The organism is Pseudomonas paracarnis, assembly GCF_904063055.1.
GTDB classification, from domain to species: domain Bacteria; phylum Pseudomonadota; class Gammaproteobacteria; order Pseudomonadales; family Pseudomonadaceae; genus Aquipseudomonas; species Aquipseudomonas paracarnis.
On sequence record NZ_CAJFCN010000001.1, the window covers coordinates 17280 to 40022 of the forward strand.

At 59.5% G+C, this 22743-nt stretch carries 22 protein-coding genes; 18 read left to right on the plus strand and 4 right to left on the minus strand.

Annotated elements, in window-relative coordinates; genetic code table 11:
• Positions 1 to 19 precede the first annotated feature (19 nt).
• The 3 genes from JMV15_RS00060 (at position 20) to JMV15_RS00070 (ending at position 3659) form a co-directional block, all read left to right on the plus strand.
• Positions 20 to 1282, plus strand: coding sequence for an ATP-binding protein (locus JMV15_RS00060; RefSeq protein ID WP_003188495.1), 1263 nt, complete (start codon positions 20 to 22; stop codon positions 1280 to 1282).
• Positions 1275 to 1835, plus strand: a complete 561-nt coding sequence (locus JMV15_RS00065) for a response regulator transcription factor (RefSeq protein ID WP_003171731.1) — start codon at positions 1275 to 1277, stop codon at positions 1833 to 1835. Before JMV15_RS00060 ends, JMV15_RS00065 begins: the two co-directional genes overlap by 8 nt.
• 99 nt (positions 1836 to 1934) lie before the next feature.
• The gene (locus JMV15_RS00070; RefSeq protein ID WP_014716904.1) at positions 1935 to 3659 is read left to right on the plus strand and encodes an ABC transporter ATP-binding protein/permease; all 1725 of its coding nucleotides are present in this window, start codon (positions 1935 to 1937) and stop codon (positions 3657 to 3659) included.
• Positions 3660 to 3854: 195 nt separating this feature from the next.
• On the opposite strand, the gene JMV15_RS00075 is transcribed toward JMV15_RS00070, so the two are convergent.
• A complete protein-coding gene (locus JMV15_RS00075) occupies positions 3855 to 4292 on the minus strand; it encodes a YhcB family protein (protein ID WP_003171734.1) in 438 nt (145 codons plus the stop codon).
• 146 nt (positions 4293 to 4438) lie between these two features.
• Here JMV15_RS00075 and JMV15_RS00080 point away from each other — a divergent pair, with 146 nt between their 5' ends.
• The 3 genes from JMV15_RS00080 to zapE all read left to right on the plus strand — a co-directional run bounded on the left by JMV15_RS00080 (position 4439) and on the right by zapE (position 7614).
• On the plus strand, positions 4439 to 5068 hold the full coding sequence (locus JMV15_RS00080) for an alpha/beta hydrolase (protein WP_038448913.1): 630 nt from the start codon (positions 4439 to 4441) through the stop codon (positions 5066 to 5068).
• Between the two features lie 16 nt (positions 5069 to 5084).
• Positions 5085 to 6440: a tryptophan--tRNA ligase gene (locus JMV15_RS00085; protein WP_038448915.1), complete on the plus strand. Its 1356-nt coding sequence runs from the start codon at positions 5085 to 5087 to the stop codon at positions 6438 to 6440.
• A gap of 79 nt (positions 6441 to 6519) precedes the next feature.
• Positions 6520 to 7614, plus strand: a complete 1095-nt coding sequence (zapE, locus tag JMV15_RS00090; RefSeq protein ID WP_014716907.1) for a cell division protein ZapE — start codon at positions 6520 to 6522, stop codon at positions 7612 to 7614.
• 138 nt (positions 7615 to 7752) lie between these two features.
• Here zapE and JMV15_RS00095 read toward each other — a convergent pair whose 3' ends face one another.
• Positions 7753 to 8673, minus strand: a complete 921-nt coding sequence (locus tag JMV15_RS00095; RefSeq protein WP_172832691.1) for a GlxA family transcriptional regulator — start codon at positions 8671 to 8673, stop codon at positions 7753 to 7755.
• A 220-nt stretch (positions 8674 to 8893) separates the two neighbouring features.
• Here JMV15_RS00095 and JMV15_RS00100 point away from each other — a divergent pair, with 220 nt between their 5' ends.
• Positions 8894 to 10030, plus strand: coding sequence for an acyl-CoA dehydrogenase family protein (locus JMV15_RS00100; RefSeq protein WP_019816964.1), 1137 nt, complete (start codon positions 8894 to 8896; stop codon positions 10028 to 10030).
• 144 nt (positions 10031 to 10174) lie between these two features.
• On the opposite strand, the gene JMV15_RS00105 is transcribed toward JMV15_RS00100, so the two are convergent.
• Positions 10175 to 11215 (minus strand): NADP(H)-dependent aldo-keto reductase, encoded by a 1041-nt coding sequence (locus tag JMV15_RS00105; protein WP_014716910.1) that lies wholly within the window; start codon positions 11213 to 11215, stop codon positions 10175 to 10177.
• Between the two features lie 250 nt (positions 11216 to 11465).
• Between JMV15_RS00105 and rplM the strand changes: the two genes are divergently transcribed.
• From rplM to JMV15_RS00145, 8 genes are all read left to right on the plus strand, one after another.
• A complete protein-coding gene (gene rplM / locus JMV15_RS00110; protein ID WP_003188508.1) occupies positions 11466 to 11894 on the plus strand; it encodes a 50S ribosomal protein L13 in 429 nt (142 codons plus the stop codon).
• Positions 11895 to 11908: 14 nt separating this feature from the next.
• The gene (gene rpsI, locus JMV15_RS00115; RefSeq protein ID WP_002555064.1) at positions 11909 to 12301 is read left to right on the plus strand and encodes a 30S ribosomal protein S9; all 393 of its coding nucleotides are present in this window, start codon (positions 11909 to 11911) and stop codon (positions 12299 to 12301) included.
• Between the two features lie 266 nt (positions 12302 to 12567).
• Entirely contained in the window at positions 12568 to 13161 is a 594-nt protein-coding gene (gene petA / locus JMV15_RS00120; RefSeq protein WP_003188524.1) for a ubiquinol-cytochrome c reductase iron-sulfur subunit, read from the plus strand.
• Positions 13161 to 14372: a cytochrome b gene (locus tag JMV15_RS00125; RefSeq protein ID WP_003188526.1), complete on the plus strand. Its 1212-nt coding sequence runs from the start codon at positions 13161 to 13163 to the stop codon at positions 14370 to 14372. Before petA ends, JMV15_RS00125 begins: the two co-directional genes overlap by 1 nt.
• Positions 14372 to 15151 carry a cytochrome c1 gene (locus tag JMV15_RS00130; protein WP_038448919.1) on the plus strand — a complete coding sequence of 260 codons (780 nt, stop codon included), beginning with the start codon at positions 14372 to 14374 and terminating at the stop codon, positions 15149 to 15151. Before JMV15_RS00125 ends, JMV15_RS00130 begins: the two co-directional genes overlap by 1 nt.
• A 148-nt stretch (positions 15152 to 15299) precedes the next feature.
• Positions 15300 to 15917: a glutathione S-transferase N-terminal domain-containing protein gene (locus JMV15_RS00135; RefSeq protein WP_003188529.1), complete on the plus strand. Its 618-nt coding sequence runs from the start codon at positions 15300 to 15302 to the stop codon at positions 15915 to 15917.
• Positions 15918 to 15934: 17 nt separating this feature from the next.
• The gene (locus JMV15_RS00140) at positions 15935 to 16354 is read left to right on the plus strand and encodes a ClpXP protease specificity-enhancing factor (protein WP_014716912.1); all 420 of its coding nucleotides are present in this window, start codon (positions 15935 to 15937) and stop codon (positions 16352 to 16354) included.
• Positions 16355 to 16513: 159 nt separating this feature from the next.
• Entirely contained in the window at positions 16514 to 17263 is a 750-nt protein-coding gene (locus JMV15_RS00145) for a FadR/GntR family transcriptional regulator (RefSeq protein ID WP_003188534.1), read from the plus strand.
• Between the two features lie 130 nt (positions 17264 to 17393).
• Here the strand turns inward: JMV15_RS00145 and JMV15_RS00150 are convergent, their stop codons facing one another.
• The gene (locus JMV15_RS00150; protein WP_038448921.1) at positions 17394 to 18551 is read right to left on the minus strand and encodes a hypothetical protein; all 1158 of its coding nucleotides are present in this window, start codon (positions 18549 to 18551) and stop codon (positions 17394 to 17396) included.
• A 233-nt stretch (positions 18552 to 18784) separates the two neighbouring features.
• Here JMV15_RS00150 and kdgD point away from each other — a divergent pair, with 233 nt between their 5' ends.
• From kdgD to JMV15_RS00165, 3 genes are all read left to right on the plus strand, one after another.
• Positions 18785 to 19696, plus strand: a complete 912-nt coding sequence (gene kdgD, locus JMV15_RS00155; protein ID WP_003188537.1) for a 5-dehydro-4-deoxyglucarate dehydratase — start codon at positions 18785 to 18787, stop codon at positions 19694 to 19696.
• Between the two features lie 54 nt (positions 19697 to 19750).
• Positions 19751 to 21196, plus strand: coding sequence for an aldehyde dehydrogenase family protein (locus JMV15_RS00160; protein WP_014716914.1), 1446 nt, complete (start codon positions 19751 to 19753; stop codon positions 21194 to 21196).
• 182 nt (positions 21197 to 21378) lie between these two features.
• Positions 21379 to 22743 (plus strand): MFS transporter, encoded by a 1365-nt coding sequence (locus tag JMV15_RS00165; protein WP_014716915.1) that lies wholly within the window; start codon positions 21379 to 21381, stop codon positions 22741 to 22743.

Consider the following 22743-nt stretch of genomic DNA (forward strand, 5'->3'; position numbering starts at 1 on the left):
GCGCTCAACGGGAGAGCTCATGCTCGCCGCCGTAAAACTGACTTCCGCCACTCGCCAGAACCTTTGGCGCCTGACGTTCATTCGCACCCTGGTATTGGCCGCACAGGCTGGTTCCGTCGGGCTTGCCTATTGGTTCGACCTGCTGCCGCTGCCCTGGCTGCAACTGGCCGTGACCCTGGGTTTTTCCACCGTATTGTGTGTGTTCACCGCCATTCGATTGCGTACCACTTGGCCGGTGACCGAGTTGGAATATGCTCTGCAACTGGCCTGTGACCTGTTTATCCACAGCGTGTTGCTGTACTTCTCCGGTGGGTCCACCAACCCCTTCGTCTCCTACTACCTGGTGCCTTTGACCATCGCTGCCGTCACCCTGCCGTGGCGCTATTCGGTGGTGCTGTCGGGGATTGCGCTGACGCTGTACACCCTGCTGTTGGCGCAGTTCTACCCCTTGCAGACGTTCCCCATCGCCCGGGAAAACCTGCAGATCTACGGAATGTGGTTGAGCTTCGCCCTGTCTGCGGCAGTCATCACCTTCTTTGCCGCGCGCATGGCCGAAGAACTGCGCCGCCAGGAAGAACTGCGCGCCATTCGCCGTGAAGAAGGCCTGCGTGACCAGCAGTTGCTGGCTGTCGCCACCCAGGCCGCAGGCGCTGCCCATGAGTTGGGCACGCCGCTGGCGACCATGAGCGTGCTGCTCAAGGAAATGACCCAGGACCATCACGACCCGGCCCTGCAGGACGATTTGAGCGTGCTGCAGGAACAGGTCAAGCAGTGCAAGCTGACGTTGCAGCAACTGGTGCGCGCCGCTGAAGCCAATCGCCGTCTGGCGGTCGAAATGCAGGACGTCACCCAGTGGCTCGATGAGGCGCTCAACCGCTGGCACCTGATGCGTCCCGAAGCCAGTTACCGTTTCAACCTGCTGGGCCAAGGCAGCGTGCCGCGCATGGCGCCACCGCCGGACCTGACCCAGGCGCTGCTCAACTTGCTGAACAATGCAGCCGACGCTTGCCCTGAAGGCCTCGGCGTGCAGTTGGACTGGGACGCGGAAAACGTCACCATCAGCATTCGTGACCACGGCGCGGGCGTGCCGTTGGCCATTGCCGAGCAGATCGGCAAACCCTTCTTTACCACCAAGGGCAAAGGCTTCGGCCTGGGCCTGTTTTTGAGCAAGGCCAGCGTGACCCGCGCGGGCGGCTCAGTGAAGCTCTATAGTCATGAGGAAGGTGGCACGCTCACCGAGCTGCGCCTGCCCCGTGTCGCACGAGGAGATATCGATGAGTGACGAGATCCAAGTCGAAGGCGAAGAACTGCCGCACCTGTTGCTGGTAGATGACGACGCGACCTTTACCCGCGTGATGGCGCGCGCCATGAGCCGGCGCGGTTTTCGCGTCAGCACTGCAGGCTCTGCCGAAGAGGGCCTGACCATCGCCCAGGCCGACCTGCCGGACTACGCCGCCCTCGACCTGAAAATGGACGGCGACTCGGGCCTGGTACTGCTGCCCAAGCTGCTGGAACTCGACCCGGAAATGCGCGTGGTGATCCTCACCGGTTACTCCAGCATTGCCACCGCCGTCGAGGCGATCAAGCGCGGCGCTTGCAATTACCTGTGCAAACCCGCGGATGCCGACGACGTGCTGGCCGCCTTGCTGTCCGAGCATGCCGACCTCGACACCCTGGTGCCGGAAAACCCGATGTCGGTGGACCGCCTGCAGTGGGAACACATCCAGCGCGTGCTGACCGAGCACGAAGGCAATATCTCCGCCACCGCCCGCGCTTTGGGCATGCATCGGCGTACCTTGCAGCGCAAGTTGCAGAAGCGCCCGGTACGACGCTGAACGGCGACTGAACAACTCGCTTCAGGCTGCACGGACGCACGAACCGATCCCCTATGATCGGTTCAAACGCCTGTGACTTTTTCCTACCGAGCCTGAACGATGAATCAGAATGCTGAATATCGCGCGGTCAACGACGCGGTGCGTGGGCAATTCTTCCGCCGAACCTGGGCGATGATCACACCCTATTGGCGCAGTGAAGAGAAGGGCAGGGCCTGGCTGCTGCTGGCCGCAGTGATTGGCCTGTCGCTGTTCAGCGTGGCGATCTCCGTGTGGATCAACCACTGGTACAAAGACTTCTACAACGCCCTGGAGAAGAAGGACACCGCGGCCTTCTGGCAGTTGATCGGCTATTTCGGCGGGATCGCGGCGGTGGCGATACTCGGTGCGGTGTACCGCCTTTACCTGACCCAGATGCTGACTATCCGCTGGCGCGCCTGGCTCACCGAAAAACACTTCAGCCGTTGGCTGGCCCACAAGAATTACTACCAGCTGGAGCAGGGCGGCTATACCGATAACCCGGACCAGCGGATTTCCGAAGACCTCAACAACTTCACGTCCGGCACCTTGAGCCTGGGCCTTGGGTTGCTGCGTAACGTGGTCAGCCTGGTGTCATTCTCGATCATCCTGTGGGGTGTCTCGGGCAGCATCGAAGTGTTCGGCGTCACCATCCCCGGTTACATGTTCTGGTGTGCGTTGCTGTACGCCGCCGTGGGCAGTTGGCTGACGCACCTGATCGGCCGGCGCTTGATTGGCCTGAGCAACCAGCAACAACGCTTTGAAGCGGACCTGCGTTTTTCCATGGTGCGGGTGCGTGAGAATGCCGAAAGTATCGCCCTGTACAACGGCGAGCCGAATGAAAGGCAGCGCCTGAGCACCCGCTTCGGCAAAGTCTGGCAGAACTTCTGGGACATCATGAAAGTGTCCAAGCGCCTGACCTTTTTCACCGCCGGCTACAGCCAGATCGCAATCATCTTCCCCTTTATCGTCGCCGCGCCGCGCTATTTCACCGGCAAGATCGAGCTGGGCGAGCTGATGCAAATCAACTCGGCGTTCGGCAACGTGCAAGAGAACTTCAGCTGGTTTATCAACGCCTATTCGGAGCTGGCGACATGGCGCGCCACCAGCGACCGTCTGCTGAGTTTCCAGCAGGCCATGAGCGACAACGAGCAACGCACGCCGGCGATCGACGTGCGCCCTGAAGGCGAGCGCCTGGTGATCAAGGACCTGGGCATGGACCTGGCCGACGGCCGTCACCTGCTCACTGATGCCGACATGACCGTGGAGCCTGGCGAGCGCGTCATGCTCAGCGGGCGTTCCGGCAGCGGCAAGAGCACTTTGCTGCGGGCGATGGGGCATCTGTGGCCCGCCGGTCATGGCAGCATTCGCTTACCGGCGACGCGCTATCTGTTCCTGCCACAGAAGCCTTACTTGCCGATTGGTACGCTCAAGGCCGTGTTGAGTTATCCACAGGACGACAGCGTCTATCCGGCAGAACGTTATGCACAGGTCCTGGAGACTTGCCGCCTGCCGCACCTGGTCAATCGCCTGGATGAAGCCAACCACTGGCAACGCATGCTCTCGCCGGGTGAGCAACAGCGCCTGGCCTTTGCCCGTGCGCTGTTGTTTGCACCGCGATGGCTATACATGGATGAGGCAACCTCGGCCATGGATGAAGAAGACGAAGCAACCTTGTACCAGGCGTTGATCGATGAGTTGCCGGGGTTGAGCATCGTCAGCGTCGGCCACCGCAGCAGCCTCAAGCGTTTCCATGGGCGGCATGTGCGCATCGACGGTGGGCGGTTGCAGGAACAACAACCGACCTGAACGCGTGCGCGCTCGATGTGGGAGCCGGGCTTGCCCGCGATGGCGGAGTGTCTGAGGCAGGTGTGTCAACGGGCACGCCGCTATCGCAGGCAATCCAGCTCCCACAGGAGGCGGTGTTGTCTGATGATTCAGGCACCTAATAAAAAGCCCGGCTGATCATCGATCAGCCGGGCTTTTTTATTGCCCGAAGATGACTTACTTCTTCAAGCCGTAATGCTCATCCAACATGCCTGGAGCGTTCGGCGTCTTTGGCGCGTAGTCCCGTGGTGGCTCCTGGTTTTCCCGAGGCGGGGTCAGGCGTTCCCGTGGGGTTTGCGGTGCATCGGAATGCAGCGCGGCCAGCAGGCGCTGGCGGGTGATGTCGTCGAGGGCCAGGCGGTTAGCGCCATCGGCGAGGTGATCCTGTACTTCCTGGTAGCTCTGGGTGAGCTTCTTGACCAGGGTCGCGGTGCTGTTGAAGTGGGTAACAACCTCGTTCTGATAACTGTCAAAACGTTCCTGAATGTCATCCAGCTGACGCTGCGTGCGGTTAGGCGCGGCATTCGGCAGCAGGCGGGCAACCAGGAAACCAATGGCGACACCGGCAACCAGGGCAAGAGTCGGCAACAACCAAACTAAGAGCGAGTGTTCCACGAGTCCTTCCTCTATAAACGGCTTTGCTTTACGTTAACGGCTCAAACCTGCGCTGTATACCGCGATTAAGCTCGCAATGATGCCATGCACAGACTTTTAGCTAGACGAGTCGACCCCTTGAGAGGTCACGGAGTTCATCCTTGCTCATGCGTGAAACCCCCGTTTTGATCGATGGCCCGGCGGGCCAATTGGAAGCCCTGTACCTGGATCACCCCGAACCACGTGGCCTGGCGCTGGTTTGCCACCCTAACCCGGTGCAGGGTGGCACCATGCTCAATAAAGTCGTCTCGACCCTGCAACGCACTGCCCGCGATGCGGGTTTGATTACTTTGCGTTTCAATTACCGTGGTGTGGGTGCCAGTGCCGGTACTCACGATATGGCCACCGGTGAGGTCGACGATGCTGAAGCGGCCGCCACCTGGCTGCGTGAAAAGCACCCGGACCTGCCGATCACCTTGCTCGGTTTTTCCTTCGGCGGTTACGTGGCTGCCAGTCTCGGCGGGCGTTTGGAGGCCAAGGGCGAAAAGCTCGCGCACCTGTTCATGGTGGCTGCGGCGGTGATGCGCCTGGGCGAGTCGGACGTGCTGCCCCAAGGCTGCCCATTGACCCTGATCCAGCCGGAAAGCGACGAAGTGGTCGACCCGCAAGTGGTCTACGCCTGGTCCGCCGCCCTGAAACGCCCCCATGAGCTGCTGAAAGTGGCAGAATGCGGACACTTTTTTCATGGCAAGCTGACCGATCTCAAGGATCTGGTGCTGCCACGCCTTTCGAATTGATGACAAGCGATCACCCATGACGACCCGTACCCGTATCCTCACCGGCATCACCACCACCGGCACGCCGCACCTGGGCAACTACGCCGGTGCGATTCGCCCGGCGATCCTCGCCAGCGAAGACGCGAATGCCGATTCCTTCTACTTCCTGGCCGACTACCACGCCCTGATCAAATGCGATGACCCGCAGCGCATCCAGCGCTCGCGTATGGAAATCGCCGCGACCTGGCTGGCCGGTGGCCTGGATGTGAACCGGGTGACCTTCTACCGCCAGTCGGACATCCCGGAAATTCCCGAGCTGACCTGGCTGCTGACCTGCGTTGCCGCCAAGGGCCTGCTCAACCGCGCCCATGCCTACAAGGCCTCGGTGGACAAGAACGTGGAGAACGGCGAAGACCCAGATGCGGGCATCAGCATGGGCCTGTACAGCTACCCGGTGCTGATGGCCGCGGACATCCTGATGTTCAACGCGCACAAGGTGCCGGTGGGCCGCGATCAGATCCAGCACGTGGAAATGGCCCGCGACATCGGCCAGCGTTTCAACCACCTGTTCGGCAACGGTAAAGAATTCTTCACCATGCCCGAGGCGTTGATCGAAGAAAGCGTGGCCACCTTGCCAGGCCTGGATGGTCGCAAGATGTCCAAGAGCTACGACAACACCATCCCGTTGTTCACCAGCGCCAAGGACATGAAGGACGCGATCTCGCGGATCGTCACCGACTCCCGCGCGCCAGGCGAAGCCAAGGACCCGGACAATTCGCACCTGTTCACCCTGTACCAGGCGTTCGCGACCAAGGCCCAGGAAGCACAATTCCGTGGCGAGCTACTAGAAGGCCTGGGCTGGGGCGAGGCGAAGAACCGTCTATTCCAACTGCTCGACGGCCAGCTCGGCGAAGCGCGCGAGCGTTACCACCAACTGATGTCGCGCCCATCGGACATGGAAGACCTGCTGCAGGTCGGCGCCAAGAAGGCCCGCGCTGTGGCGGCACCGTTCCTGGCCGAGCTGCGTGAAGCGGTGGGCCTGCGTTCGTTCGTCAACCAGGCGGCGGCGCCGGTCGCCACCAAGAAAAAAGCGGCAAAGGCTGCGCGGTTTGTGAGCTTCCGTGAAGACGATGGCAGCTTCCGCTTCCGCCTGCTGGCGCCTAACGGTGAACAGCTTCTGGTTTCACGCAAATTTTCTGATGGTAAGTTGGCAGGCGCTGCAACTAAAGATCTTCAGTCGGGTAAGACACTGGATATTCGCGAAGAAGGAACCACCTTCAGCGTCTGGCTGGAAGGCTACTGCATCGCAGATGGGCCTTTCTTCGAAGAGATTTCATCTCGCGATGCCGCCATCGCCGCTTTGCGCGCTGCGTTGACCCCAATCGAGGATTAACCCGACCAAGGGTTGATTGCCATTATCCGGGGCCGTCGTTACAGTGTCGGCCCGTTTTTGTTGCCTTGCTAACGAAATTATGACGCCCCTAGAACGATATCAAGCTGATCTGAAACGCCCCGAGTTCTTCCACGACGCGGCCCAGGAAAATGCCGTGCGTCATTTGCAGCGCCTGTACGAGGACCTCGTGGCCGCGTCGCAAAGCAAGCCAGGGATGTTCAGCAAGCTGTTTGGCAAGAAAGACCACACGCCGGTCAAGGGCCTGTATTTCTGGGGCGGCGTGGGTCGGGGCAAGACTTACCTGGTAGACACCTTCTTTGAAGCGCTGCCGTTCAAGGAAAAAGTGCGTACGCACTTCCACCGCTTCATGAAGCGCGTGCACGAAGAGATGAAGACCCTGCCGGGCGAGAAAAACCCGCTGACCATCATCGCCAAGCGTTTCGCCCAAGAGGCCCGGGTGATCTGCTTCGATGAATTTTTCGTCTCCGACATCACCGACGCCATGATCCTTGGCACCCTGATGGAAGAACTATTCAAGAACGGTGTGACCCTGGTGGCCACGTCGAACATCGTGCCCGATGGCCTGTACAAGGACGGCCTGCAACGTGCGCGCTTCCTGCCGGCCATTGCGCTGATCAAGCAGAACACCGATATCGTCAACGTCGACAGCGGCGTCGACTACCGCTTGCGTCATCTGGAGCAAGCCGAGCTGTTCCACTTCCCGCTCAACGAAGCGGCGCACGAAAGCCTGAAGAAAAGCTTCCGTGCGCTGACGCCGGAATGCACGCAAGCGGTGGAAAACGACAAGCTGATGATCGAGAACCGCGAAATCATCGCGCTGCGCACCTGCGATGACGTGGCCTGGTTCGAGTTCCGCCAACTGTGCGATGGGCCACGCAGCCAGAACGATTACATCGAGCTGGGCAAGATCTTTCACGCCGTGATCTTGAGTGGTGTGGAACAGATGGGCGTGACTACCGACGATATCGCCCGACGGTTCATCAACATGGTCGATGAGTTCTACGACCGTAACGTCAAGCTGATCATCTCGGCGGAAGTCGAACTCAAGGACCTCTATACCGGCGGCCGCTTGAACTTCGAATTCCAGCGCACCTTGAGTCGCCTGCTGGAAATGCAGTCCCACGAGTTCCTGTCGCGCGGCCACAAGCCTTAAGCAATCTCCGGCTCAATGGAGAGCTAATGTGGGAGCCGGGCTTGCCCGCGATGGCGGTGTATCAGTCAATTATAGGTTGGGTGATACACCGTCATCGCAGGCAAGCCAGCTCCCACAATGGCTTGTGTTGGCCTGGAGTCAGGCGGCCTGCTGAAATTGCTGGCGATACTGGTTGGGCGACAACTCCGTGTGCTGCCTGAACAACCGCGCAAAGAAACTCGCATCGTCGTAACCCACCTCGTAGCTGATGGTCTTGATGCTCTTGCGGCTGCCCGAGAGCAAGCCCTTGGCCGTTTCGATGCGTAGGCGCTGCAGGTAATGCAGCGGCTTGTCACCGGTGGCGGTCTGGAATCGGCGCATGAAGTTGCGGATGCTCATGCCGTGTTCCCGGGCGACGTCTTCAAAGCGGAATTTGTCGGCAAAGTGCTCTTCAAGCCAGTGCTGGATCTGCAGGATGATCACGTCCTGATGCAGCTTCTGCCCGCCAAACCCGATCCGCCCCGGTGAATAGTTGCGCTGCACCTCATAGAGAATGTCGCGGGCCACCGCCTGGGCGATGTTGGCGCCGCAGAAGCGTTCGATCAGGTAGATATAAAGGTCGCAGGCCGACGTGGTGCCGCCGGCGCAATACAGGTTATCGGCATCCGTGAGGTGCTTGTCCTGGTTGAGCTGCACCTTGGGGAAGCGCTCTGTGAAGGCATTGAAGAAGCGCCAGTAGGTGGTCGCCTCCTTGCCATCGAGCAGCCCGGCTTCGGCCAGCCAGAACACCCCGGTGGCCTCGCCGCAGAGAACGGCGCCGCGGGCGTGCTGGTCGCGCAGCCACGGCAGCACCTGCGGGTAGCGGGAGCACAGGGCATCGAAGTCGTCCCAGAAGGCCGGCAGCACAATGATGTCGGCGTCTTCGAGGCCGCCGTCCACTGGCATGATCACATCGCTGAAGCTGCGCACGGACTGGCCGTCGGGGCTGACCAGGCGCGTTTCGAACCCTGGGGTCAGGCCCAGCCCTTGCTGTTTGCCATGGCGCAGGCTGGCGAGATGGAAGAAATCCTTGGCTTGCATGAGGGTTGAAGCGAATACCCGATCAATGGCCAAAATGCTGACGCGCCGCAACGGCGTGGAGATTTGGTTAGACATAATTTCATTTATTCTTATAGGGGAAAGTGGTCACCAGACGGCTGGATCGTCTTATTTTTTGTCGCATGTGTCCAGTGTCCCGTGACGCCTTCGGGGCATAGGCTCTGTGGGCTCGTCCTTGTCCGACAATCCACGCAGGTGACCCATGATCCCCAGAACCTTGTTCAGCTCGGAGCACGAACTCTTCCGTGAGAGCGTACGCACTTTCCTCGAAAAGCATGCCGTGCCCTTCCATGGGCAATGGGAAAAGCAGGGCTATATCGACCGTAACTTGTGGAACCAGGCGGGGGAGGCGGGCATGTTGTGTTCCCACCTGCCAGAGGAGTATGGCGGGCTGGGCGCGGACTTTCTCTATAGCGCGGTGGTGATCGAAGAAGTCAGCCGCCTGGGTTTGACCGGCATCGGTTTTTCCCTGCATTCGGATATCGTCGCGCCCTACATCCTGCATTACGGCAGTGAAGCGCTGAAGCACAAGTACCTGCCCCAGTTGATCTCCGGAGAGAGGGTCACAGCCATTGCCATGACCGAGCCGGGCGCCGGTTCCGACCTGCAAGGGGTCAAGACCAGCGCAGTGCTGGACGGTGACGAGTATGTGATCAACGGCTCCAAGACCTTTATCACCAACGGTTACCTGGCCGATCTGGTGATTGTCGTCGCCAAGACCGACCCCAAGGCTGGCGCCAAGGGTACCAGTCTGTTCCTGGTGGAAGCCGACACGCCGGGCTTCGACAAAGGTAAGCGCCTGGAGAAAGTTGGCATGAAGGCCCAGGACACCTCGGAGCTGTTCTTCCAGGATGTGCGCGTGCCCAAGGAAAATCTGCTGGGCCAGGCGGGCATGGGCTTTGCCTACCTGATGCAAGAGTTGCCGCAAGAACGCCTGACCGTGGCGATTGGCGCGCTGTCCTCAGCCGAAGCGGCGTTGCAGTGGACCCTGGACTACACCCGTGAGCGCAAGGCGTTCGGCAAGGCGATCGCCGACTTCCAGAACACCCGGTTCAAGCTGGCGGAGATGGCCACCGAGATTCAGATTGGCCGTGTGTTTGTCGACCAGTGCATGGCCTTGCATCTGGAAGGCAAGCTGGACGTGCCCACGGCGGCGATGGCCAAGTACTGGGCCACCGACCTGCAGTGCAAGGTGCTCGATGAGTGCGTGCAGTTGCATGGCGGCTACGGCTTCATGTGGGAATACCCGATTGCCCGGGCCTGGGCGGATGCGCGGGTGCAGCGCATTTATGCGGGGACCAATGAGATCATGAAGGAGATCATTGCGCGGGCACTTTGATTGTTAGGTGCTCTTGATTGATCGTTCCCACGCTCCGCGTGGGAACGCCTCATGTGACGCTCCGCGTCACGACTCTGAAAGCGGACGCAGAGCGTCCAAGGCGGCATTCCCACGCATAGCGTGGGAATGATCAGTGCGGATCAATCAAGGTGCTGGGTTTGGATGATCCTTCTGAATCGCCTCAATCCCTTCCAACACTTCTTTCGATAATTTCATGTCGGCACTGGCGATGTTGCTGTCCAGTTGTTCCAGCGATGTGGCCCCAATAATATTGCTGGTCACAAACGGTTGCTGCGTCACAAACGCCAGCGCCATCTGCGCCGGGTCCAGGCCATGTTCCCGCGCAAGAGCCACATACCGGCTGCACGCCGCTTCCGATTGCGGGTTGAAGTAGCGGCTGAAGCGGCTGTACTCGGTCAGGCGCGCCTTGGCCGGGCGAGCGCCATTTTCGTACTTGCCACTGAGCATGCCGAACGCCAAAGGCGAATAGGCCAACAAGCCGCACTGTTCACGAATGGCAACCTCCGCCAGGCCCACTTCAAAACTGCGGTTGAGCAGGTTGTAGGGGTTCTGGATCGACACGGCGCGCGGCCAACCGCGGGCTTCGGCCAGGGCGAGGAACTTCATGGCGCCCCACGGCGTTTCGTTGGACAGGCCAATGTGGCGGATCTTGCCGGCCTTTACCTGTTCATCCAGGGCTTCGAGCGTTTCCTCCAGTGGGGTGAGGTCGTCTTCGTCCTTGTGCTTGTAGCTCAACTGGCCGAAGAAGTTGGTGCTGCGCTCCGGCCAATGCAGTTGGTAGAGGTCGATCCACTCGGTCTGCAGGCGCTTGAGGCTGGCGTCCAGGGCTGCGGCGATGTGCTTGCGGTTGTGGCGCAGGTGGCCATCGCGGATATAGTCGATGGTGTTGCCGGGGCCGGCGATCTTGCTGGCGAGAATCCAGTCGGCGCGGTCGCCACGGCTTTTGAAGTAGTTGCCGATGTAGCGCTCGGTGGTGGCGTAGGTGTCGGCCTTGGGCGGCACCGGGTACATTTCTGCGGTGTCGAGGAAGTTGATCCCCGCGGCCTTGGCCCTTTCGATCTGCGCGAAGGCCTCTGCCTCGCTGTTCTGCTCGCCCCAGGTCATGGTGCCCAACGCGATCGCGCTGACATTCAGATCGGTGCGGCCCAGCTGTCGGTAATCCATCGGGTACTCCTTCGGGGTAAAACAATCATAAAAGCAGGTTGAATTTTTTTTCGCAATCTGCATAATTGCCCACCTCTTTCTGCAGTGGAAGTGATGCGCCGCCTGCCGAAGAATCTTGCCGTTGAACGGACGCGCCGACCCGAGCCCCCGATAGCGTCTGTATCCGGCTGCCTTTGACCTTGTCAAAGTACGCACTATTCAGTAAGATCCGCCGTCTAAATTTACAGGCGGCCCCTGAGGCTATTAAAGAATGACAACTTTTACTGCAAAACCGGAAACAGTTCAGCGCGACTGGTTTGTCGTCGACGCCGCTGGTCAGACCCTGGGTCGTCTGGCCACTGAAGTCGCCAGCCGTCTGCGTGGCAAGCACAAGCCTGAATACACCCCGCACGTTGATACCGGCGACTACATCGTCATCATCAACGCTGAGCAGGTTCGTGTAACCGGCAACAAAGCAAGCGACAAAATGTACTACCGTCACTCCGGTTTCCCAGGCGGTATCAAGTCTTCCAACTTCGAAGGCCTGATTGCCAAGAAGCCTGAAGCCCCGATCGAAATCGCGGTCAAAGGCATGCTGCCTAAGGGCCCACTGGGTCGCGATATGTTTCGCAAGCTGAAAGTCTATGCGGGCGCTGTACACCCTCATGCTGCTCAGCAGCCCCAAGAACTGAAGTTTTAACGGAATAGTTCATTATGTCGGCGACTCAAAATTACGGCACTGGCCGTCGCAAAACCGCAACCGCACGCGTTTTCCTGCGTCCGGGCACTGGTAACATCTCGATCAACAACCGCTCCCTGGACAACTTCTTCGGTCGCGAAACTGCCCGCATGGTAGTTCGTCAGCCGCTGGAATTGACCGAGACCGTTGAAAAGTTCGACATCTACGTCACCGTTATCGGTGGCGGTGTAAGTGGTCAAGCTGGCGCAATCCGCCACGGTATCACTCGCGCTCTGATGCAGTACGACGAAACCCTGCGTGGCGCTCTGCGCAAAGCTGGCTTCGTGACTCGCGATGCTCGTGAAGTTGAACGTAAGAAAGTCGGTCTGCGTAAAGCGCGTAAGCGTCCGCAGTACTCGAAGCGTTAATTCGCTTTACGTTCCACAAAAACGCCCAGCCTCCTCACGGAGCTGGGCGTTTTTTATTGCCTGCGATTTATGCACATTTTTCGCCGTGACAACTTGCCACATCCGTAGACCCCCTATACTACAAGGCCTGGAGGCGGAGCCCCGGGCAATTCCCTTGTCATACGTGGGGCTTTTCATTACCATCCGTCAAAATTTTTATAAGTAAAGATTCAACACTTAGTAGACGCCTGATTTAACAGGCCAAAAAGCTGATGGGAGAGGACTGAATGAGCAATGACGGCGTGAATGCAGGCCGGCGTCGCTTCTTGGTAGCAGCCACATCCGTGGTGGGTGCTGCAGGAGCGGTGGGGGCTGCGGTCCCGTTCGTGGGGTCATGGTTTCCCAGTGCCAAGGCGAAAGCCGCAGGTGCACCGGTGAAGGTGAATGTCAGCAAGATCGAGCCAGGCCAGCAGATGATTGCTGAGTGGCGCGGCCAGCCGGTTTTCATTGTTCGTCGTACCGAGGAAATCCTGGGGAATCTGAAGAAGATCGAAGGCCAGCTGTCTGACCCGACGTCCGAAAAGTCCGACCAGCCCGCCTACGCCAAGAACGAAGCGCGTTCGATCAAGCCAGAAATTCTGCTGCTGGTTGGTCTGTGTACCCACTTGGGTTGTTCACCTACCTTCCGCCCGGAAGTGGCGCCTGTCGACTTGGGCAAAGACTGGGTCGGCGGTTATTTCTGCCCGTGCCACGGTTCCCACTATGACCTCGCCGGCCGCGTCTACAAATCCCAGCCTGCGCCCCTGAACCTGCCGGTTCCTCCTCACAATTACGAATCTGACGACATCATTGTCATTGGCCTCGACAAGGAGAACGCGTGATGAGCAAGTTCATGGATTGGGTGGATGCGCGCTTCCCCGCCACTAAAATGTGGGAAGACCATCTCAGCAAATATTACGCGCCGAAAAACTTCAACTTCTTCTACTTCTTCGGCTCCCTGGCGCTGTTGGTGCTGGTCAACCAGATCGTCACTGGCGTGTGGTTGACGATGAGCTACACGCCGTCGGCGGAAGAGGCGTTTGCCTCTGTCGAATACATCATGCGTGATGTCGAGTACGGCTCGATCCTGCGCCTGTTGCACTCCACCGGTGCGTCGGCGTTCTTTATCGTCGTCTACCTGCACATGTTCCGCGGCCTGCTCTACGGCTCGTACCAGAAGCCCCGTGAGCTGGTGTGGGTCTTCGGCATGTTGATCTATCTGGCACTGATGGCCGAAGCCTTTATGGGCTACCTGCTACCTTGGGGCCAGATGTCGTACTGGGGCGCCCAGGTGATCATCTCGCTGTTCGGCGCAATCCCGGTGATCGGCAACGACCTGACCCAGTGGATTCGTGGTGACTACCTGATCTCCGGCATCACCTTGAACCGCTTCTTCGCCTTGCACGTGGTGGCCTTGCCGATCGTGATCCTGGGCCTGGTGGTCTTGCATATCCTGGCGCTGCACGAAGTGGGTTCCAACAACCCGGATGGCGTGGACATCAAGAAGCACAAGGACGAGAACGGCATCCCGCTGGATGGCATTCCGTTCCACCCGTACTACACCGTGAAAGACATTGTCGGCGTGGTCGTGTTCCTGTTTGTGTTCTGCTCGATCGTGTTCTTTTTCCCGGAGATGGGCGGTTATTTCCTGGAGAAGCCTAACTTCGAACAGGCCAACGCCTTCAAGACACCTGAGCACATTGCCCCGGTCTGGTACTTCACGCCGTTCTACGCGATCTTGCGCGCGATCCCCGACAAACTCATGGGCGTGATCGCCATGGGCGCGGCCATCGCGGTGCTGTTCGTGCTGCCGTGGCTCGACCGTAGCCCGGTCAAGTCAATGCGCTACAAAGGCTGGCTGAGCAAGATCTGGCTGTGGGTGTTCTGCATTTCATTCGTGATCCTGGGTGTGTTGGGTGTATTGGCGCCCACCCCTGAGCGGACGTTGCTGTCGCAGGTCTGCACCTTCCTGTACTTCGCCTACTTTATTCTGATGCCGTTCTATACCCGGCTCGAGAAGACCAAACCGGTTCCGGAAAGGGTGACTGGCTGATGAAAAAATTACTCGTTGCATTCGTGCTTGCGGCACTGCCGCTACTGTCCTTCGCTGCCGAACATGGTGCGCAGCTGGAAAAAGTCGATATCGATGTGTCTGACAAAGCCGCCATGCAGGATGGGCTGCGTACATTCACCAACTACTGCATGGGGTGCCACAGCGCCAAGTTCCAACGGTACGAGCGCGTTGCCGATGACCTGGACATTCCCCATGAAGTGATGCTCAGCCACGCGGTGTTCACGGGTGCCAAGATCGGCGACCACATGAACATCGGCATGCAACCGGCCGACGCCAAGACCTGGTTCGGCGCCGCACCGCCCGACCTTACCCTGGTGGCCCGTGTACGCGGTACCGACTGGCTCTACGGTTACCTCAAGTCCTTCTACGAAGACCCTGCACGCCCCTATGGCGTGAACAACAAAGTCTTCCCGAACGTCGGCATGCCGAACGTTCTGGTCGGCCTGCAGGGGCGCCAAGTGGTAGGATGCAAGCAGGTTCAGGTCGTTGAAGACGGCAAGAAGCAATATGATCCGTTGACCGGCACGCCGCTGACCCATGAAGCGTGCGATCAACTGACCATCGTGCCCAAGACCGGTACGCTGAACGAAGAGCAGTTCGACGAGAAGGTCAAGAACCTGGTGACCTTCCTGGCCTACTCGGCCAACCCGGTCAAACTGCAGCATCAGCGCATCGGTACCTACGTCTTGCTGTACCTGGCTTTCTTCTTCGTATTCGCTTATTTGCTCAAGCGTGAATACTGGAAGGATGTGCATTGATCCAACCGTAAGCAATTGCTGTTAATCTTGCGCGCCCAGCGGCATCTCTGAACACGTAGCGCCGGTTTGAACCGGTCGTTACAGGGATGCTTTCTGGGCGCGCTCGTTTTTGAGCTTTCGATAATTTCAACAAGCGAGGAGGACCGCCATGGGCGTGACCAACCGGTTGGCCTGTTACTCCGACCCCGCCGACCACTATTCCCACCGAGTACGTATCGTGCTCGCAGAGAAGGGTGTCAGCGCCGAGATCATCAGTGTGGAGGCGGGCCGTCAGCCGCCGAAGCTGATCGAAGTGAACCCTTACGGCAGCTTGCCCACCCTGGTCGATCGTGACCTGGCGTTGTGGGAGTCGACCGTGGTGATGGAATACTTGGATGAGCGTTACCCTCATCCGCCTTTGCTGCCGGTGTACCCGGTGGCGCGTGCCAACAGCCGCCTGCTGATCCATCGGATCCAGCGTGACTGGTGCGGGTTGGTGGATGTGATCCTGGATTCGCGTTCCAAAGAAGCCGCTCGTGTGCAGGCGCGCAAGGAATTGCGCGAGAGCCTCACCGGCGTTTCGCCATTGTTCGCCGATAAACCTTTTTTCCTCAGTGAGGAACAAAGCTTGGTGGATTGCTGCCTATTACCCATACTCTGGCGCTTGCCGATTCTGGGCATTGAACTGCCACGGCCGGCCAAGCCGTTGCTTGATTACATGGAGCGCCAGTTTGCGCGTGAGGCTTTCCAGGCAAGTCTGTCTGGTGCCGAACGCGATATGCGCTAAGGCTTAAGGAGCCGTTGATGAACTCCAGTCGACCTTACCTGGTCCGCGCGCTCTATGAGTGGATTGTGGACAACGATTGCACCCCGCACATGCTGGTCAATTCCGAATTTCCTGCGGTTCAGGTACCCCAGGGTTTTGCCAGTGACGGGCAAATTGTGCTGAACGTATCGCCCAGTGCCGTGCGCCACCTTCACATGGACAACGAAGCGGTGAGCTTCGAAGGGCGTTTCGGCGGTGTGCCCCATACGCTGTTCGTGCCCATCGGCGCCATCCTCGGGATCTACGCCCGGGAAAATGGCCAGGGCATGGTGTTCGATCTGGAGTCGCCTTTAGAGGATGACGAAACGATCGAAGGCGAAGACGGTGATGATGTACCGCCACCGGATACCGAGCCGCCGCGCCCTAGCGGTCGGCCAAGCTTGAAAGTGGTGAAGTAGGCGGATTTCGCTTACAGACCCATCTGAAAAATGCCCCGACGTCTGTCGGGGCATTTTTTTTGCGTGAAGGATATGGATGAAAGTCGCGCCAGAACGGTGATCGTACAACCACCATGGGCTATGATGCGGTCTTTAGTTCGTCGAGAAAGATGGTTCATCATGGAAAACGCCAGCGCCGCCCCACGTCTTCCCCGCAAGCGCCGCAGCCTTGCCCAGGAATTGGTCACGGTGTTGTCCGAGCAGATCCGCGATGGCCAGCTCAAACGCGGCGACAAGCTGCCCACCGAGTCGGCGATCATGGACGCCCATGGCGTCAGCCGGACGGTGGTGCGTGAAGCCATCTCGCGCCTGCAGGCGGCGGGGCAGGTCGAGACTCGCCATGGTATCGGCACCTTCGTGCTGGACACGCCAAGCCCCAGCGGTTTTCGCATAGACCCGGCCACCGTGGTGACCTTGCGTGATGTGCTGGCGATTCTGGAGTTGCGTATCAGCCTTGAAGTGGAGTCTGCTGGCCTCGCGGCGCTGCGTCGCAGCGATGAGCAACTGGCGGCCATGCGTGCGGCCCTCGATGCCTTGAATGAAAGTGCGGCCCACGCCGGCGATGCGGTGGCGTCGGACTTTGCCTTCCACCTGGAAATTGCGCTGTCTACCGGCAACCGCTACTTCACCGACATCATGACCCACCTGGGCACCAGCATCATTCCGCGTACCCGCCTGAATTCGGCGCGCCTGGCCCATGATGACCAACAGCACTACATGAGCCGCTTGAGCCGCGAACACGAAGAAATCTATGAGGCGATTGCCCGCCAGGATTCGGATGCGGCACGGGCGGCGATGCGCTTGCATTTGACCAACAGTCGCGAGCGACTGCGCCATGCCCATGAAGAGGCAGAGGCGCAGCGGGGCTGAGCTTTGCCCATGTGGGAGCTGGCTTGCCTGCGATGGCATCGACTCGGTGTGCCTGAATCACCGAGTTGACTGGATCGCAGGCAAGCCAGCTCCCACAGTTGATCTCCGTTATCTGGAGTACTGCGTCTGTTTAGCTGGCGGGTTGGTTTGGCTTGTAGTCCTTAAGCAACAAGTACGTACTCCATCCCCACCAATCATTGGTCCAGTGCTTGTCGTTCAAATCGTTGACGTCCTTGCGCCGCAGCACCTTGTCCCCCTCTATCTTGAACAGCGGCGAGAAGTTATTCGCCGGGTTCTGCGCGGCGTTCAGGTCGGGCACATACAGCGGTGCCTTGAACTCAGCCGGGGAGGGCGCGATGCCGCTGATGAAGGTTTCGAAGATTTCATCTGCCGAGGCCTGTACCGCCCGTTTGACCTGCACGCGATTGTCGGCGTCAATGCTGTCGAAGTAGCGCTTGTCGCCGTAGGCATGCCACTGAGCGCCCATGGCATTGCGCACCTTGAGCCCGAATTTACTGTCTTCATCGTGCATGAAGCGGCTGATCAGCGAGCCGAGTTCTCCTGGCGTCACCACTGCCGCCAGTTGTTTGCGCGGTACCCGCAGGTGGCCGGCGGAAAACAGATCGGTCAAAAAGTGATCGGCAAAGCTGTTCATGGCGTAAGCCAATTCCAGGGCCTGGTCGGTGCCGGTCTGATGGGCCACCACTGCCTGTTGCAGTGCTGCCGTATGGCCGGCCATGTAGGCCGACAAGGCCCACTCACCGAAGTGGTCGGCGTTGTCGGCTGCCAGTTTCAAGTAGCGGCCCAGTGGCACGAGGGCCGAAACAGCGCTGCCGCCGCCGGTGATGCGGTTCCACTCCTCGGACAACGTATCACCCAGGGCGTCGTAGGCTTCGTGCGGCTGTTTGCCGTCCTTGATCGCCTGGTTGACGGCGTTGATCTCCTTTTGCATCACCGCCAGGATCTTCTGCGCTTCTTGCCGTGAAGCGGGCAACACGGCGAGAGAGTTGAAAGCGGCGGTGAAGCGTTGCACGCGCTCGGACGGGGAGTTGCCATCGCTGATCGGTTGGCCGGGGATGCCATAGAAGTCGCCGCCCAGGGCGATTACTTGACCATAGGTCAGCGCGAGCCCGTTGGGCAGGTGCAGTTCGACTTGGCGCGCAGGGATGGCCGGGGCGTCCTTGCTGAAGCGAAGCAGGGTGTCATCGCCGATGGCGGTGTGTTCACCGCCTTCGAAGCGCAGGGTTGGCGGGTTTTTTTCGGGTGCTGCGAGTTCAAGACCTGACATGTTAGCTCCTTGCTATGTCGTAGGAATCTTCCGTGATAACTGTATACATATACAGTTATATGGATCATAGGTGAGAAATTTCCTACGTCAAGAGCCGCGTCTTAAGCCTTCGCAGGAGTACGCCGGATGAATTGCAGTTGACGAATTTATTTATAGTTGTACGATGACGTACGACATCATCAAAACCAACAACAACCTTTCGTTAGAAAGTCTTCGCCCAGGGTGTTCGAATAATGAATCCACAAGAACTGAAGTCCATCCTCTCCCACGGTCTGCTGTCTTTCCCGGTGACCGATTTCAACGCCCAGGGTGATTTCCACCAGGCGGGTTACATCAAGCGCCTGGAATGGCTGGCCCCTTATGGCGCCAGCGCCTTGTTCGCCGCAGGCGGCACAGGTGAGTTTTTCTCCCTGGCGGCCAGCGAATATTCCCAGGTGGTGAAAACCGCCGTGGATACCTGCGCGTCCAGCGTGCCGATCCTGGCCGGTGTGGGCGGTGCTACCCGCCAAGCCATCGAGTACGCCCAAGAGGCCGAACGCCTCGGCGCCAAAGGGTTGCTGCTGCTGCCGCACTACCTCACCGAAGCCAGCCAGGACGGGGTTGCCGCCCACGTTGAAGCCGTGTGCAAGTCGGTCAAGATCGGCGTGGTGGTGTACAACCGCAATGTCTGCCGCCTGACCGCACCGCTGTTGGAGCGCCTGGCCGAGCGCTGCCCGAACCTGATCGGCTACAAGGATGGCCTGGGCGATATCGAGTTGATGGTGTCGATCCGCCGTCGCCTGGGCGACCGTTTCAGCTACCTCGGTGGCTTGCCGACCGCAGAGGTTTACGCCGCAGCCTACAAGGCCCTGGGCGTGCCGGTGTACTCCTCGGCGGTGTTCAACTTCATCCCCAAGACGGCGATGGATTTCTATCACGCCATTGCCCGCGAAGATCACGCCACCGTCGGCAAGATCATCGACGACTTCTTCCTGCCGTACCTGGATATCCGTAATCGCAAGGCCGGTTACGCGGTGAGCATCGTCAAGGCCGGTGCGAAAATCGTCGGTTATGACGCCGGCCCCGTGCGCACGCCACTGACCGACCTGCTGCCGGAAGAGTACGAAGCCCTCGCCGCGCTGATTGACAAGCAAGGCGCGCAATAAATTATCCAGAAGGCCGCTGAGCAATCAGCGGCCTTTTGCGTCAGGAGAAGATTCGTGTCCCAAGCAAAGCGTTTTGAGAACTACATCAATGGCCAATGGGTAACCGGCGCCGACTACTGCACCAACATCAACCCCTCGGATGTGTCCGACGCCATTGGCGAATATGCCAAAGCCGACGTGGCCCAAGTCAACGCGGCCATCGACGCTGCCCGCGCCGCGTTCCCGGCGTGGTCCACCTCCGGTATCCAGGCGCGTCACGATGCGCTGGATAAAGTCGGCAGCGAGATTCTCGCCCGTCGTGAAGAACTCGGCACCCTGCTGGCCCGCGAAGAGGGCAAGACCCTCCCCGAAGCCATTGGTGAAGTGACCCGCGCCGGCAATATTTTCAAATTCTTCGCCGGTGAGTGCCTGCGCCTGTCGGGCGATTACGTGCCTTCGGTGCGCCCGGGCGTCAACGTTGAAGTGACCCGCGAAGCCCTCGGTGTGGTGGGCCTGATCACCCCGTGGAATTTCCCGATCGCCATCCCCGCGTGGAAAATCGCTCCGGCCCTGGCCTACGGCAACTGCGTGGTGATCAAGCCTGCCGAACTGGTGCCGGGCTGTGCCTGGGCCTTGGCCGAAATCATCTCCCGCGCCGGCTTCCCTGCCGGTGTGTTCAACCTGGTGATGGGCAGTGGCCGTGTGGTCGGCGACGTGCTGGTCAACAGCCCGAAAGTCGATGGCATCAGTTTCACCGGGTCTGTGGGTGTTGGGCGTCAGATCGCCGTCAGCTGTGTATCGCGCCAGGCCAAGGTGCAGTTGGAAATGGGCGGCAAGAACCCGCAGATCATTCTCGACGATGCCGACCTCAAGCAGGCTGTCGAGCTGTCGGTACAGAGTGCGTTCTACTCCACCGGCCAGCGTTGCACCGCCTCGAGCCGCTTGATTGTCACCGCGGGGATCCACGACCAGTTTGTCGCCGCCATGGCCGAGCGCATGAAGTCGATCAAGGTCGGCCACGCTTTGCATAGTGGTACCGACATTGGCCCGGTGGTGTCCCAGGCCCAGTTGGATCAGGACATGAAATACATCGACATCGGCCAGAGCGAAGGCGCCCGGCTGGTGAGCGGTGGCGGCCTGGTCACCTGCGACACCGAAGGCTATTACCTGGCGCCCACACTGTTTGCCGACAGTGAAGCGGCGATGCGCATCAGCCGTGAAGAGATCTTCGGCCCGGTGGCCAACGTGGTGCGCGTGGCGGACTACGAGGCGGCGCTGGCCATGGCCAATGACACCGAGTTCGGCTTGTCGGCCGGCATCGCCACCACCTCGCTCAAATATGCCAACCACTTCAAGCGCCACTCCCAGGCTGGAATGGTGATGGTCAACCTGCCGACGGCGGGGGTGGACTACCACGTTCCATTTGGTGGCCGTAAGGGCTCATCCTACGGTTCGCGTGAGCAAGGTCGCTATGCGCAAGAGTTCTACACCGTGGTGAAAACCAGCTACATCGGTTCGTAACACGCAGCACCCCGTGGCACCGGCTCCAGGTGGGAGCTGGCTTGCCTGCGATAGCCTCACCTCGGTCTCGCTGACACACCGAGGTGCCTGCATCGCGGGCAAGCCCGGCTCCCTCATAGTGCGGTTTCCACGGCAAAAAAATGATTACCCGCAAAAAAAATAATTAGTGGGAGTACTTCTACATGCAAGCGACCAAGCCGACCCACGTCCGCTATTTGATCCTGCTCATGCTGTTCCTGGTGACCACGATCAACTACGCCGACCGGGCCACCATCGCTATCGCCGGCTCCAGCCTGCAAAAAGACCTCGGTATCGACGCGGTCACCCTCGGTTATATCTTCTCTGCATTCGGTTGGGCCTACGTGGCCGGGCAAATTCCCGGTGGCTGGCTGCTCGACCGTTTCGGCTCGAAAAAAGTCTATGCCCTGAGCATCTTCACCTGGTCGCTGTTCACCGTGCTGCAAGGCTATGTCGGTGAGTTTGGCGTCTCCACTGCGGTGGTCGCGCTGTTCATGCTGCGCTTTATGGTGGGCTTGGCCGAGGCGCCGTCGTTTCCGGGAAATGCCCGTATTGTTGCGGCGTGGTTTCCTACGGCGGAACGCGGCACTGCGTCGGCGATCTTCAACTCGGCCCAGTATTTCGCCACGGTGTTGTTCGCGCCGTTGATGGGCTGGATCGTCTATCGCTTTGGCTGGCAGCACGTGTTTATCGTGATGGGCGTGATCGGCATTGTTTTCTCGCTGATCTGGCTGAAAGTTATCCACAGCCCGCGCCAGCATCCGATGATCAACGAGGCCGAGTTCAATCACATCGCCGCCAATGGCGCGATGGTCGATATGGATCAGGACAAGGGCAAGGGTAAGAAAACCGACGGGCCCAAGTGGGATTACATCCGCCAGCTTCTGACCAACCGCATGATGCTTGGCGTCTACCTGGGCCAGTATTGCATCAACGGTATCACCTACTTCTTCCTGACCTGGTTTCCGGTGTACCTGGTGCAGGAGCGTGGCATGACCATCCTCAAAGCCGGCTTCATTGCCTCGTTACCGGCGATCTGCGGCTTTATCGGCGGGGTGCTCGGCGGGGTGATTTCCGACTACCTGCTGCGCAAAGGCCATTCGCTGACCTTCGCACGCAAGGCGCCGATCATCGGTGGCCTGCTGATTTCCAGCAGCATCGTGGCGTGCAATTACGTGGACATCGAATGGATGGTGGTGGGCTTCATGGCCTTGGCCTTCTTCGGCAAAGGCGTTGGCGCATTGGGTTGGGCGGTGGTGTCCGACACCTCGCCGAAACAAATCGCCGGGCTCAGTGGCGGCTTGTTCAACACCTTCGGTAACCTGGCGTCGATCACCACACCGATTGTGATTGGCTACATCATCAGCACCACTGGCTCGTTCAAATGGGCGCTGGTGTTCGTCGGCGCCAACGCGCTGGTGGCGGTATTCAGCTACCTGGTGATTGTCGGCCCGATCAAGCGCGTGGTGCTCAAGGAGCCGCCCACCAAAGGCCCGGAGTTGACCAACCTTTCTCAAGCGCATTCCTGA

Excerpts from the sequence above, each read along its gene's own strand:
- zapE (WP_014716907.1), top strand. The coding sequence starts at position 6,520 with ATGACGCCCCTAGAACGATATCAAGCTGATCTGAAACGCCCCGAGTTC.
- JMV15_RS00100 (WP_019816964.1), top strand. The coding sequence starts at position 8,894 with ATGATCCCCAGAACCTTGTTCAGCTCGGAGCACGAACTCTTCCGTGAG.
- rplM (WP_003188508.1), top strand. The coding sequence starts at position 11,466 with ATGACAACTTTTACTGCAAAACCGGAAACAGTTCAGCGCGACTGGTTT.
- JMV15_RS00105 (WP_014716910.1), bottom strand. The coding sequence starts at position 11,215 with ATGGATTACCGACAGCTGGGCCGCACCGATCTGAATGTCAGCGCGATC.
- JMV15_RS00080 (WP_038448913.1), top strand. The coding sequence starts at position 4,439 with ATGCGTGAAACCCCCGTTTTGATCGATGGCCCGGCGGGCCAATTGGAA.
- JMV15_RS00135 (WP_003188529.1), top strand. The coding sequence starts at position 15,300 with ATGGGCGTGACCAACCGGTTGGCCTGTTACTCCGACCCCGCCGACCAC.
- JMV15_RS00165 (WP_014716915.1), top strand. The coding sequence starts at position 21,379 with ATGCAAGCGACCAAGCCGACCCACGTCCGCTATTTGATCCTGCTCATG.
- JMV15_RS00140 (WP_014716912.1), top strand. The coding sequence starts at position 15,935 with ATGAACTCCAGTCGACCTTACCTGGTCCGCGCGCTCTATGAGTGGATT.
- JMV15_RS00085 (WP_038448915.1), top strand. The coding sequence starts at position 5,085 with ATGACGACCCGTACCCGTATCCTCACCGGCATCACCACCACCGGCACG.
- rpsI (WP_002555064.1), top strand. The coding sequence starts at position 11,909 with ATGTCGGCGACTCAAAATTACGGCACTGGCCGTCGCAAAACCGCAACC.
- JMV15_RS00065 (WP_003171731.1), top strand. The coding sequence starts at position 1,275 with ATGAGTGACGAGATCCAAGTCGAAGGCGAAGAACTGCCGCACCTGTTG.
- JMV15_RS00070 (WP_014716904.1), top strand. The coding sequence starts at position 1,935 with ATGAATCAGAATGCTGAATATCGCGCGGTCAACGACGCGGTGCGTGGG.
- JMV15_RS00145 (WP_003188534.1), top strand. The coding sequence starts at position 16,514 with ATGGAAAACGCCAGCGCCGCCCCACGTCTTCCCCGCAAGCGCCGCAGC.
- JMV15_RS00060 (WP_003188495.1), top strand. The coding sequence starts at position 20 with ATGCTCGCCGCCGTAAAACTGACTTCCGCCACTCGCCAGAACCTTTGG.
- JMV15_RS00095 (WP_172832691.1), bottom strand. The coding sequence starts at position 8,673 with ATGCAAGCCAAGGATTTCTTCCATCTCGCCAGCCTGCGCCATGGCAAA.
- JMV15_RS00130 (WP_038448919.1), top strand. The coding sequence starts at position 14,372 with ATGAAAAAATTACTCGTTGCATTCGTGCTTGCGGCACTGCCGCTACTG.
- petA (WP_003188524.1), top strand. The coding sequence starts at position 12,568 with ATGAGCAATGACGGCGTGAATGCAGGCCGGCGTCGCTTCTTGGTAGCA.
- JMV15_RS00125 (WP_003188526.1), top strand. The coding sequence starts at position 13,161 with ATGAGCAAGTTCATGGATTGGGTGGATGCGCGCTTCCCCGCCACTAAA.
- kdgD (WP_003188537.1), top strand. The coding sequence starts at position 18,785 with ATGAATCCACAAGAACTGAAGTCCATCCTCTCCCACGGTCTGCTGTCT.
- JMV15_RS00150 (WP_038448921.1), bottom strand. The coding sequence starts at position 18,551 with ATGTCAGGTCTTGAACTCGCAGCACCCGAAAAAAACCCGCCAACCCTG.